Source organism: Azohydromonas sediminis, from assembly GCF_003574675.1.
GTDB lineage: Bacteria > Pseudomonadota > Gammaproteobacteria > Burkholderiales > Burkholderiaceae_C > Calidifontimicrobium > Calidifontimicrobium sediminis.
The window spans coordinates 1-10,884 of record NZ_QOAZ01000057.1 but is presented as its reverse complement, the minus strand read 5'-3'; the positions used below and the strand labels follow the sequence as shown (position 1 = coordinate 10,884).

12 protein-coding genes are annotated in these 10,884 nt (G+C 69.0%); 7 read left to right on the top strand and 5 right to left on the bottom strand.

Going from position 1 to position 10,884, the window contains the following annotated elements; all coding sequences use genetic code 11:
- From DRV96_RS17195 to DRV96_RS17180, 4 genes are all read left to right on the top strand, one after another.
- The coding region (locus tag DRV96_RS17195) for a transposase (RefSeq protein WP_210757094.1) at nucleotides 1-608 on the top strand (608 nt) is incomplete at its 5' end.
- 57 nt (nucleotides 609-665) lie between these two features.
- On the top strand, nucleotides 666-1,256 hold the full coding sequence (locus DRV96_RS17190) for a Mu transposase domain-containing protein (RefSeq protein WP_419187066.1): 591 nt from the start codon (nucleotides 666-668) through the stop codon (nucleotides 1,254-1,256).
- Nucleotides 1,253-2,062, top strand: coding sequence for an IS21-like element helper ATPase IstB (gene istB / locus DRV96_RS17185; protein ID WP_119293441.1), 810 nt, complete (start codon nucleotides 1,253-1,255; stop codon nucleotides 2,060-2,062). Before DRV96_RS17190 ends, istB begins: the two co-directional genes overlap by 4 nt.
- Before the next feature lie 615 nt (nucleotides 2,063-2,677).
- Entirely contained in the window at nucleotides 2,678-4,249 is a 1,572-nt protein-coding gene (locus tag DRV96_RS17180; RefSeq protein ID WP_119293439.1) for a site-specific integrase, read from the top strand.
- Here DRV96_RS17180 and DRV96_RS17175 read toward each other — a convergent pair.
- The 3 genes from DRV96_RS17175 to DRV96_RS17165 form a co-directional block, all read right to left on the bottom strand.
- Nucleotides 4,168-4,896, bottom strand: coding sequence for a hypothetical protein (locus DRV96_RS17175; protein WP_119293437.1), 729 nt, complete (start codon nucleotides 4,894-4,896; stop codon nucleotides 4,168-4,170). The genes DRV96_RS17180 and DRV96_RS17175 overlap by 82 nt on opposite strands.
- A gap of 248 nt (nucleotides 4,897-5,144) precedes the next feature.
- On the bottom strand, nucleotides 5,145-6,860 hold the full coding sequence (locus DRV96_RS17170) for a recombinase family protein (protein WP_162911125.1): 1,716 nt from the start codon (nucleotides 6,858-6,860) through the stop codon (nucleotides 5,145-5,147).
- Between the two features lie 248 nt (nucleotides 6,861-7,108).
- Nucleotides 7,109-7,699, bottom strand: coding sequence for a hypothetical protein (locus DRV96_RS17165; protein ID WP_162910124.1), 591 nt, complete (start codon nucleotides 7,697-7,699; stop codon nucleotides 7,109-7,111).
- A 340-nt stretch (nucleotides 7,700-8,039) separates the two neighbouring features.
- Here DRV96_RS17165 and DRV96_RS17160 point away from each other — a divergent pair, with 340 nt between their 5' ends.
- The 3 genes from DRV96_RS17160 to DRV96_RS18220 all read left to right on the top strand — a co-directional run bounded on the left by DRV96_RS17160 (nucleotide 8,040) and on the right by DRV96_RS18220 (nucleotide 9,188).
- Entirely contained in the window at nucleotides 8,040-8,282 is a 243-nt protein-coding gene (locus DRV96_RS17160; protein WP_119293431.1) for an AbrB/MazE/SpoVT family DNA-binding domain-containing protein, read from the top strand.
- Nucleotides 8,279-8,674: a PIN domain-containing protein gene (locus DRV96_RS17155; RefSeq protein ID WP_119293429.1), complete on the top strand. Its 396-nt coding sequence runs from the start codon at nucleotides 8,279-8,281 to the stop codon at nucleotides 8,672-8,674. The genes DRV96_RS17160 and DRV96_RS17155 overlap by 4 nt, the downstream gene beginning before the upstream one ends.
- Nucleotides 8,675-9,026: 352 nt before the next feature.
- A complete protein-coding gene (locus DRV96_RS18220) occupies nucleotides 9,027-9,188 on the top strand; it encodes a hypothetical protein (RefSeq protein ID WP_162911124.1) in 162 nt (53 codons plus the stop codon).
- A 219-nt stretch (nucleotides 9,189-9,407) separates the two neighbouring features.
- Here the strand turns inward: DRV96_RS18220 and DRV96_RS17150 are convergent, their stop codons facing one another.
- Together DRV96_RS17150 and DRV96_RS17145 are read right to left on the bottom strand one after the other, a co-directional pair.
- Entirely contained in the window at nucleotides 9,408-10,103 is a 696-nt protein-coding gene (locus DRV96_RS17150; protein WP_119293427.1) for a hypothetical protein, read from the bottom strand.
- A gap of 276 nt (nucleotides 10,104-10,379) precedes the next feature.
- A partial coding sequence (locus tag DRV96_RS17145; RefSeq protein ID WP_210757092.1) for a hypothetical protein occupies nucleotides 10,380-10,884 on the bottom strand: 505 nt, incomplete at its 5' end.

Here is a 10,884-nt window from a genome sequence, read left to right as displayed (position 1 = left end):
CCGCGCTGCTGTCGGATCTGGTCGAGCGCGGGCTGGATGCCCAGCGCATGCGGCTGTGGGTGATCGACGGCGGCAAGGCGCTGCGCCGGGCCATCGTCCAGACCTTCGGCGCCAGCGCGCTCGTGCAGCGCTGCCAGGAGCACAAGCGGCGCAACGTGCTGGAGCACCTGCCCAAGGAGCTGCACGCCAGCGTCAAGCGGGCCCTCAAGGAGGCCTGGTCGGCCTCGGACGCCGATCTGGCGCGCAAGCAGCTCGGCCGTCTGGCCTCCGCGCTGCAGGCCAGGCACCCGGGTGCGGCCGCCAGCCTACGCGAGGGCCTGGAGGAGACGCTGACCGTGCAGGCACTGGGCATCACCGGGGCGCTGTACCGCACGCTGCGCACGACCAACCCCATCGAGAACCTGAACGGCTCGGTGGCGCACTACAGCCGCAACGTCAAGCGCTGGGGCGACGGCCAGATGGTGCTGCGCTGGGTGGCCAGCGCGCTCAGCGACGCGGCCACGCGAATGCGCAAGCTGCGCGGCTGCGGCCAGATGCGCACCCTCCTCAAGGCCCTGGATGCCCGTCGTCCGGCAAGCGACGACGGCACCGTCTTCAAGGCCGCGTAGCATGTTCACCGAGGGGCCGTCACCGGTCACGGTTCAACAGCGAACGGGACAACGCCCCTGCGCCCACTGCCGGCGCGCCGCACGGCCGACTTCGAGGAGATCGACGCCCGGGTCAGCAAGTTCGGCGTGTTCACAGCCAAGAGCGTGCTCTACAGCGTGCCCTCGCGGCTGGCCGGGCATCGGCTGAAGGTACGGCTGCACAGCACCCACCTGGACGCCTGGCTGGGCGGCGTGAAGGTCTTCGAGTGCGAGCGGCTACACGCGAGCACGGCCGACCGCCACCCGCGCAGGATCGACTGGCGCCACATGCTGCCCAGCCTGAAGCGCAAGCCCGGTGCGTTCGCTCGCTGGGTGCTGCGCGACGCGATGTTCCCGCGCAGCGAGTACGCCCAGGCCTGGGAGCAGATCAGCGCCCGGCTGCCCGAGCGCTCGGCGTGCCGGCTCATGGTCGATGTGCTGGACTTGGCCGACCGCGCCAATGTGGTGGCAGAGCTCGCCGGGGTATTGGCCGGGCTGCAGGCCAGGGATGAATTGCCTGACATCGACGAGCTGCGCCATCGCTTCGCGCCCAGACAGCCGACGATGCCAGAGGTGCAGGTCGTGTTGCCCGCGACCGACGTGTACGACGAACTGCTGGAGGCCGCATGACCAGCGCCACCACCGTCAACACCGCCGATGCGACCGGCTCTGGCGCCGCGGTGCCGATCATGCTGACCGAGCTGCGGCTGCCGACCATCAAGCGGTTGTGGGCTGATCTGGCCGCGCAGTCCAACCGCGAGGGCTGGCCTGCAGAACGGTTGCTGCACACGCTGTTGGGCCATGAGATGGCCGAGCGTGAGACCAGACGTCTGGCGCGCGCCCGGGCCGACAGCGGACTGCCGCCGGGCAAGAGCCTGGCGGAGTTCGACTTCGCCGCGGTGCCGGCCGTGTCCAAGGCGCATGTGATGGCCCTGGCGGAGGCCGACAGCTGGATCCGCCAAGGGCACAACCTGCTGGCGTTCGGCCCGCCTGGCACCGGCAAGACGCATCTGCTGGCTGGCATCGGCCATGCGCTGATCGACCGCGGGCTGAAGGTGCTGTTCGTGCGCACCAGCGAGCTGGTGCAGCGGCTGCAGGCTGCCCGGCGTGACCTGCGTCTGCCGGCCGAGCTGGCCAAGCTGGACCGCTTCGAGCTGATCGTGCTGGACGACTTCAGCTATGCCCGGCGTGACCAGGCAGAGACATCCGTGCTGTTCGAGCTGATCGCCGAGCGCTACGAGCGCAGGAGCATCGCCATCACTGCCAACGCGCCGTTCTCGGCTTGGGACGAGGTCTTCCCGGACAAGGCCATGACGGTGGCGGCCGTGGATCGCCTCGTCCATCACTCGACCATCCTGGAGATGAACGTGGACAGCTACCGACGCCGCGCTGCGTTGCCGGCTCGCCGGCAACGCAGCGCAACCCCAACCCAATGATCAACGCCCGACCGCACCGCTCACGATAGTTGTCGCTGACAGCTCAGGATAGTTGACGCCGGGCAGAGAGTGCCTCAGCTCGTCAGTTTACTGACCAGCAGATGCGAGCCCGCCCCTGCTCCGTATCCATCCCAGGCAACGCGGCCGACGGATTGCGGCAACAGCGGTCATCGCTGCACACGGAGGCAAAGTCTGCAACCAGTCTGCTACAGACATCCAGAGCCATTGAGGCGAGCGGTCCAGGCAGATGCATGACTGCAAGGGCGGACTGCGGCCGCAGTGCCAGAGGTCGAGGCGACCGTGGTTAAGCGCCGCTGGTTGATGACCAGGAGGAAAGGCAGCCAAGGGTTGTGGGCAGGAGACGGTGCGCAGCGATCCGGGGGTTGCGGCTCGGGATCGGGTGGTACACACTGGGGATCCAGTTTTCGCTTCCTCGCTCTTCCGCCTCGGCGTAGACCGCTGGGGTGACAACGGGTTGCAGAAAAGTTGGTGGAGATCCTCCTCGTCTCCACCACAATCCCTCCAAGTGCTTGATTTGCAAGGCAAATCAGGCAGTTCAACAGCTTACGGCAGGCCGCTGGTGCACAACACTGATGCACATCGGGATTCCTGCGTATGCTGTTCATGCCCTCTCACCTCACCCAGCGCGCTGGCATCTTTTACTTCCGCGCGCGCGTTCCCACCCACCTGGTCGAGGCCTTCGGTCGCAGCATCGTCTCGCTGAGCCTGGGCACCCGCGACCCCTCCGAGGCACGCCGCCGCGCGCGTGAGCGCCGCGTCGAGTTCGAGCGCGCACTCGCACAACTCGAACCCGCAGCGCCAGCCCGAAGCGACGACTGGCGCGGCAGCGTGCTGCACCTGTCCGATGCCGACATCGAGGCGCTTTGCGAGCGCTACCGCGCCCAGCGCCTCCTGGAAGACGAGCAGCAGCGCATGCAGGGACTCAGCGCCGGCGCGCACGAACTCGACCTGGACCTGCTCGAGATCGCGCTGCCTCGGCTGCGCAGTGCCTACGCGCGCGGCGACCTCAGCGACGTTCACGCGGACCTCAAGCGCTTCCTCGACGCGATCGGGCTCAAGGTGTCGCGATCGTCGCCCTCGTACGAGCGCCTGGCGCGCCGCTTCCAGCAAGTCGATCTCGAACTGCACGAGGCGCTGTTCAAGCGCCGCAGCGGCGTGCCGGTGGACGTGCCCGCGATCGCTGCCGGCAACGCGCTGCGGCTGGCCGACGTGCTCGCGTGCTGGAAGCGCCACGGCAGCCGCCGGCCCAAGACCGTACGCTCGTTCGAGCAGGCCTTCGAGCTGCTGGACACACACTGCCACGCCGCCAACGCACGGCTGCTGAAGAAGGCCGATGCGATCGCGTTTCGCAACGCGCTGCAGGACAAGGGCGATCACTCGCCGCGCACTATCGGCAAGATGATCGGCTTCCTGCGCGCAGCGTTCCAATGCGCCGTCGACGACGACCTGCTCGAGGCGAACCCTTTCGCCGGCGTGAAGGTCACGGTGAACGAGCTCGAACACGCGGGCAAGTCGCGCTTGCCCTTCGAGATGCAGGAGCTGCAGGCCATCTTCAGCGGCCCGGTGTATCAGCCCGGCTTCCGCCCGCGTCCGAGCCTGGGCCAGGCGTGCCACTGGCTGCCGCTCATGGCCCTGTTCACCGGCGCACGACTCGAGGAGCTCGCGCAGCTCGAGGTTGCGGACATTCAGCCCGATCCGGTTGCAGGACACCGCATCTGCATCCGACACGACGTCGGGCGCAGCCAGCGCACCAAGAACGCCAACTCAGTACGCGACATTCCGTTGCACCCGCGGCTCGCGAAGCTGGGCTTCCTGGAGTACGTTCGTTCGTGTGGGTCAGGGCCGCTGTTCCCGGCGTTGCGCGCCGACCGCTACGGCAAGCGGGGCACGGTGTTCAGCACCTGGTTCGGGCGCTATCTTGACCAGGTCGGCATCCGCTCGCGCACGCGGGTTTTCCATTCGTTTCGTCACAGCTTCGTGCAACGCGCCAAGGAGCGGGTCGAGCTCGTGCCGGTCGAGGTCCGCGAGGCGCTCGTCGGCCACCTCTCTGCCCGGCACATCGAGATGGTGTACGGGCACCGGCTCTACCCTATCGAGCCGCTGACGCGCGCGCTCGCGCACATCGACTGGCCTGAGCTTGACCTGCGGCATCTCGAGCCGAGCTGACCTCGCGCAGCGGCGTGGCTCCGCTGCGTTGGATGCAGGGGCCTCGACCCTAGCGTGACGGCTGCGGCCGCAAGAGACCGACCGCTCCTCAGTGCCCCCCCGAGCCCGTAACTGCGCTCGGTGCGCAGCATGTCGTCCCAGCTCTCGAAGCCGTGACTTTGTGCGACGAGTAGCTGCGCCATGCCCATCGAGAGCCTGCCGTCGCTGCACAGACGCAGCGCATGCGCCCGCGCAGCAAGTTCCGCGGACGACGGCTCGCGCCGGCGAATCAGGTCGAGCGGCGTCATAGCGGCACACGGTGCGATGGCGCACAGGGCCTCGACGACGGCGTCCTGCGGCCGCGCCCACAGGCTCTCGCCGCCGGCGCGCATCCATTCGCCGACCGTCTGGCCCCTGAGCTCACGCCACGGCATCCAGCTCGCCGCGGCGCGCCAGTTGAGTTGGCCCTCGGACCAGAGTTCCACGAGCAGACGCCCTTCCCCGGGGATGAGGCTCTCGAACTCCATCTGCTCCTCGTCGTCGCCAAACGGCTGCCCGACTGGCACGTCGACGAACAGGCCTCGCGCCATGGCTCGCCGCACCGCATCCCGCAGCTCGGACTTCGGGTCGGCCGGCTCGTCATTCTCGTCGTCATCAGGTTCGTTCATCTCGGTAACTCCTCCTCGCTCTCCCAGGACGGGAGACCAATTCGTACAGCGAGCACGGGGCGGGTGCAGGGCACGCGCTGATGCCGCGGGATCCCGTTCGGCAAGCAGCTGTGGTTTCGTTCGATGGGGGGACGCCCATCGGACGACATCACAGCCGCGTCACGGGCGGACGAAAAAGACGCCCCTGCCGTAAAGCAGGGGCGTCGTCGTGAATGACGTGTCCTCGTCGACCTGGTCGACCTTGCGCGTCACACCATCACGGCTGCCTCGGTGGGAGATTCGGCCTCGGCCGCGACGGCGCGTCCCGACACCGACCAGCGCGTCGGGCGCGCCTTGCTGCAGGTAACGACGACCTCGTACTCGTGCACCGTCGGGTCGATGACCGCGCACTGCGCGAGCTCGGCCACACACACCCCCGGCCTGAACGCGATGCGGTACACCGACACGCCCGACGCCGGTCGCGCGACGAGCGCGAAGCGCTCGAGCAGCCGGCGCAGCGTCGCGCGCGCGGCATAGACCTCGACGCCGCCGTCGAGCATGCGGTGCAGCAGCGGCAGCGGGTCGAGCTCGAGCTGCGCGCGCAGCTGCTGCTCGGTGAGCCGCCCCTCGCCGCGCGTGAGCGCCTCGAGCCGCGTGCGCGCCACGCGCAGCTGCGACGCCGTCTGCGCGAGTTCGTCCTGGAACAGCTCGGGGCCCACGGCCGGGTTCAATGCGAGCTGCTTGAGCCGCTGCAGCGTCGCCTCCAGGCGCTGCACCCGCGAGCGCAGCTCGCGCTCCTCGCGCTGCGGTCCGTCCTCGAACCGCTGCGCGAGCCGCTGCCTGAATTCGGCGATGACCTGCGCACCGAACAGCTGCTCGAGCCCCCAGCCCAGCGCCAGCCGCGCCGCCTGGACCGACGAGTACCCTATCCAGCCCTCGCGTGCGCCGACCCGCACGGCCGTCTCGCAACTCGGGCAGTGCAGCCCGAACGAGGCCGGTCCGCCCGAGACGCTGAGCAGCGACGCGCAGTCCCCGCAAGTCACGAGGCCGGCGAACAGGTGCCGCCCGCCCCCGCGCGGTGCGCGCTGGCGGCTGCCCGCCCCGTCGCCGCCGCCGGGGCAGCACGCGTACCACAGCTCGTCGCTCACGAGCCTGAGCTCGAGCCGCGGGAACTCCTGCGTGACGACCTGCCTGTTGCGCTTGCGCGCGCGGCTGCGGGTGTAGGGGCTGCCGTTCCAGACGAACACGCCGCGGTAGATGGGGTTGCCGAGCATGCTCGCGATGCGGCCGGGCCGCCAGTACGACGGCCGGCCGTCGCGTCCGAGTGGCGGCGCCACACCCTCGCGCATCAGCATCGCCGCAATCTGCGCGAGCGACATGCCGGCGTGCCTTGCCCGGTACACCCGCCGCACGACGGCGGCCTGCTCCTCGTCGACGACCCACCGCGCGCCCTCCGGCGAGCCGCGCCGTGCGTGCCTGTCGCGCACGAGCCGGTATCCGTAGGGTGGCTGCGCAATCATGAAGCCGCGGTGCAGCGCACCGAGCATGCCGCGCGTGGTGCGCGCGCTCGTCGAGTCGACCTCGTGGACGGCCGTCATCAACTTGAGCATGACGAGCATCTTCCAGTCGTCGCGCGTGGTGTCGATGCCGTCGGCGGTGTACACGCGCAGGCCGCGCTGCTCGACGAGGTCGATGAGCAGCGCACCCTCGCGCATGTGCCGCGTCAGGCGGCTGATTTCGTCGGTGACGACGCACGTGACCTCGCCGGCCTCGATGGCATCGAGCAGGCGCTGGTAGCCGCTGCGCCTGCTGCGGCCCTCGGCCTTGCCCGTGACGGCCTCGTCGGCGAAGACGAGCCGCTCGTCGATGGTCAGCCCGTGCCGTTGCGCGACCTGGTGGCAACGCCGCAGCTGGTCGTCGATGGACGTGGCGCGCTGGTCGTCGCTGGAGTACCTCGCGTACGCTGCGACTCCTGAGCCTGACATTCGTTCTCCTTCTTGTTGTTGTGTTGCGGTTCGGTTCGTTGTGCTGAAAGAGCCATCTCGACCAGCAGGTCGATCAGCTCGCTGATGGCGGGATGCAATGCATGTCCTCCTGCGTGCCGGTGCCGCCCGGGGCGCACCGCACGATCTGGCCTTCGACATGACGGCCAGCTGGGCCGTCGTCGGGCACGCCGGTCGGGACGGACCCGACCGGCTCAGTGCCCTTTCAATCCACTCGCTGCTGTCAGCTGCTACGAGCTGACCCGGGCGTGTCGCTCGGCGCTCGACGGCTCGACGTACAGGCTGATGACGACGAGGGGCTCGCCGTGCGGCCCCTCGGGTCGCAGCCCGAGCTCCTCGAGCGCCTCGTCGGTGTCGAGCCAGTCGAGGAAAGCGCGCAGGCACGTCGCCACCCCGTCTGCGTCGGCCGGGCGACGGCAGGCGCTGCGGGCGAGCGCCGCGCGCATCTCGTCGGTGACGTCGGTGCGAACCCGCCTGTGCGAATCGCCGTCGGTCATCACCACGTCAAGGTGCCCGCAAGCGACGCCCAGGTGCAGCCACGTCTGCGCGTACTCGCCAACGACGTCGAACGCCAGCACGGCCGCCGCACCGCCGCCGCGCACGAGCAGCAGGCCCAGCTCGTGCTCCCGACTCACGAGGCTCGAGCAGTTGACCTGAACGTGCCGCCGGGCGTCTCGCATCAGCGCCCGAGGCACCTGACACGCCGGCAGCAATGCCGCCGCGCCGCGGGGATGGGCTTGCCCGGCTGGTCCCTGGCGCAGCTGTGCCGGCACGATTTCGATATCGAACCCATGGCGGGCCCTGAGGGTTGTCCTGTTCATCTGTGGATTCCTATGCAAAGTGCGTTGTCCTCGCCGCAATGCGGCACTTCGTATAGGCACCCGCCAAAAACAGGTTTGCGCTGCGACGCGGGGTCGCACGTCATCGGGATCCGCTCGGGCCGGGTGGCCAGGCATCCACACCTGGCGTGGCAGCGGTCGGCGCCGAGCACGGCGTGCATCTGGGCCCTTGCGGGCTGTCGACCTGCACCACGCGCTGGGGCACGACCTCGAACCCCTCGCGGACACGCCGAATGGCGCAGCCCGCGAGGCCGCCCCACCCTCACCGCAGCCCAGTGCCAAGACTGCCTTACAATCAAGTAAGGCAGAAGGAGCAGCATCCGTGTCGACGGCCACGCTGACCACGAAGGGCCAGATCACCATCCCGGTCGACGTGCGGCGTGCGCTCAACGTCGAAGCCGGTGACCGGGTCGAGTTCGTCGAGATCGAGCCCGGGCGCTTCGAGGTGATCGCGGCGACGCGCTCGGTGCGCGAGCTCAAGGGGCGCTTCGGCAAGCCCAAGCGCGCCGTCTCCATCGAGGAGATGAACGCGGCCATCACGGCGCAGGCCACACGGTCGCGATGATCGGGCTCGACACCAGCGTCCTGGTGCGCTACATCATGCAGGACGACCCCAGGCAGTCGCCGAAGGCCACGCGCCTCATCGAAAGCCTGACCAGCGACCAGCCCGGCTTCGTGCCGATCGTGGCGGTCGTCGAGCTCGTTTGGGTGCTGTCGTCCAGCTACGGGCTGAACCTGGATCAGCTGGTCGAGGCGCTGGACCTGCTGCTGCGCAGTAAGGAGATCGTGGTCGATCGCGCCGACCTGGTGCTGCAGGCGCAGCGCCGCTTCGCCCGCGGCGGTGCGGACTTTGCGGACTGCCTGATCGAGCGGATCGCGCACGCACACGGGTGCCAGGCGACGATGACGTTCGATTCTGGTGCCGCTAAGGCGGCGGGCATGACGCTCGTGACCTGATCTGCGCGCCCCTGCGCCGCAGGCGGGAGTGCGCATCCGCACACCCGCACGTGCGCGTCGCGCAAGGCCGCGCCAAGCCGAGCCCCCCGAAATGCGAAGCGGCCCTGATGGGCCGCTCGCGGGGTCTGCTCGGCGCAGCGCAGGCAGGCGAATGCGCCTGCCCGGCTGCAGGTCACACCGGGACAGGCGCTGCGCTGCGCCGAGGTGGCAGAAGCTGGCGGCAGGGAATCGACGGCACCATGTCAATCGGTGCTCGTGCGGCGAGCGTGCTTAGGAGGGTGACCTCGGCTTCCTGCAGCAACGCGTACTCGCCGCGGCAGGTCTGCGTCTGTTCGTCCCGACGGCGCAACAGATGGACCGGACGCTGCACCTGCAGATGGTGGTCCCGTGCAGCGCCTCGGTCATGCCGATGGCGCAGTCCGCGCACGGGTTGACGACGCTGATACCGAGGCCGCCCAGCTGGGCGTCGGTATCGCTCAGCCCGCTGACCATTGCCGCCATGCCGCGCAAGTGACAGTGCGAGCAGGCGAAGAGCGCGGCGACCCGTGGTGGTGGGAACCGCGCGCGTAGTGGGCTGCGTCGTGGGTGCGACTGCCATTCGGCGACGACTGTCCGGGCTGCACGGCGGCAGCGCACTGCGCGCGTCGTCAGGCGACGGCGTCAGTGCGTGGCGCGCCGGCTCGCTTGGGTCGTCAGCCCAACGCAACGCGCTCGCGCGCGGCAGGCAGGCGGCTCAGTGCTTTGTCCCGGTGAGGCCCAGCGACTGCTCCAGGAAGTCGCGCAACGAGTGCGCCATCGAAGTGGGCAGCACGCGCTGCAGCCTCGACATGCGCAGCGGCGGCGTGTCGGGCGTGCAGACCATGCAGAACTGCGCGTGCTGCAGCTCGGCGTGCTGGCCAAAGACCGAGGGCACGCATTGCCGGAAGACGTCGCCGTGGGTGAGCAGCAGAAGCTGCAGGGCGAAATCGTCCGCCGTTTCGGCGGTGCGTGGTGCGCTTTCGCGATGCCGCCGGTCCTCGTCGCTCAACCGGAAGTCACTGCGTGCCCTCGCGATGTTCCCGTCCTCGAACTCGGCCGTGAGAACCATCTGACCTGCCGCATCCCACTGCTCCATGGCGTTCCACACGTGCGGGTCGGTGGCGTCGGCGAGCCAGTACAGCCCGTTGGGCCCCGCCTGCAGCCCGAAGAGGAATGCGGGAAGCCGGCCATCCAGGAAGACGCGACCGTGCCCGGACCAGTTCGGCAGCGTCGGGTCGACGACGAAGCGTGCGCTGTCGAACTCGGCCTTGAGCACGGTCTGGCTGCGTGACACGGACTGCGTGCCATTGCGCCATTCGCACTCCTGCGAATTGGCGAACCAGCCCGGCGGCACGAACACGATGCCGTCGCCGAACGCGGAAATCAGGTTGTTGAAGATGTTGTCGGACATGTTTGTCTCCATAAGCAAAGTGAGCGGTTGAAGGAAGCCGACCATCGGGCCGAAGGGACCGAAGACCGGATCTGGCGTGCGCACCGCTGGTGTGTCGGCGCTGCACGCTCGCGTCTAGCAAGGGTTCTTAAACGCGGCAGCCGTCGTGCCGCGAGCCGTCTCGAGGTCCGCGACCCGCGCACAGCCAGCCCGCGGGCCGTGCTGGGCGGGACGGCGCCCGCGCCTCGACGACCTTTGCGCGGCGCTTGGTCGACTCGAGGGGTCCAAGCGGCAGCGTCAGTCGAACCCGCGGTTCAGCCGCTGCGCTTCCTCGCAGGAAAGAATCGGGGGGCCGTCCCCGTTGTAGGACACGGGGTCGGCCAGGACGAGATTGCCGAGCCTGTCCACCATGAGCTGACGCTCATGGATGTCGTCGAGCACGCAGCCCGTGTCCTGGATGAGGCGCGCCAGGAACGTGAAGGCCTCCGCAAGGGGCGGGAACTTGCGCGCGAGGTGCAATGCCAGCTTGTGGTCGTTGTCCGGGTCGAGGCTGTAGGGCTTGCCCCGAACTTCAGCCAATAGCGCGTCTCGCAACGCCGCAGCGCGACGGTGCTGCGGCAGGTCGGTGATGGGATGCAAGCGCTGCACGAGATAGGCGTGGTAGTCGCCTGCACTCGTGTCGTCACTGCGCGCGACCAGCCGCAGCCGGCGTTGTCCCGTTCGCTGTTGAACCGTGACCGGTGACGGCCCCTCGGTGAACATGCTACGCGGCCTTGAAGACGGCGCCGTCGTCGCTTGCCGG

What these genes read in the sequence shown, in the direction of transcription:
- DRV96_RS17175 (WP_119293437.1), bottom strand. Translation starts at nt 4,896, where the DNA reads ATGAACGAACCTGATGACGACGAGAATGACGAGCCGGCCGACCCGAAG.
- DRV96_RS17165 (WP_162910124.1), bottom strand. Translation starts at nt 7,699, where the DNA reads ATGAACAGGACAACCCTCAGGGCCCGCCATGGGTTCGATATCGAAATC.
- istB (WP_119293441.1), top strand. Translation starts at nt 1,253, where the DNA reads ATGACCAGCGCCACCACCGTCAACACCGCCGATGCGACCGGCTCTGGC.
- DRV96_RS17170 (WP_162911125.1), bottom strand. Translation starts at nt 6,860, where the DNA reads ATGTCAGGCTCAGGAGTCGCAGCGTACGCGAGGTACTCCAGCGACGAC.
- DRV96_RS17155 (WP_119293429.1), top strand. Translation starts at nt 8,279, where the DNA reads ATGATCGGGCTCGACACCAGCGTCCTGGTGCGCTACATCATGCAGGAC.
- DRV96_RS18220 (WP_162911124.1), top strand. Translation starts at nt 9,027, where the DNA reads ATGGACCGGACGCTGCACCTGCAGATGGTGGTCCCGTGCAGCGCCTCG.
- DRV96_RS17150 (WP_119293427.1), bottom strand. Translation starts at nt 10,103, where the DNA reads ATGTCCGACAACATCTTCAACAACCTGATTTCCGCGTTCGGCGACGGC.
- DRV96_RS17180 (WP_119293439.1), top strand. Translation starts at nt 2,678, where the DNA reads ATGCTGTTCATGCCCTCTCACCTCACCCAGCGCGCTGGCATCTTTTAC.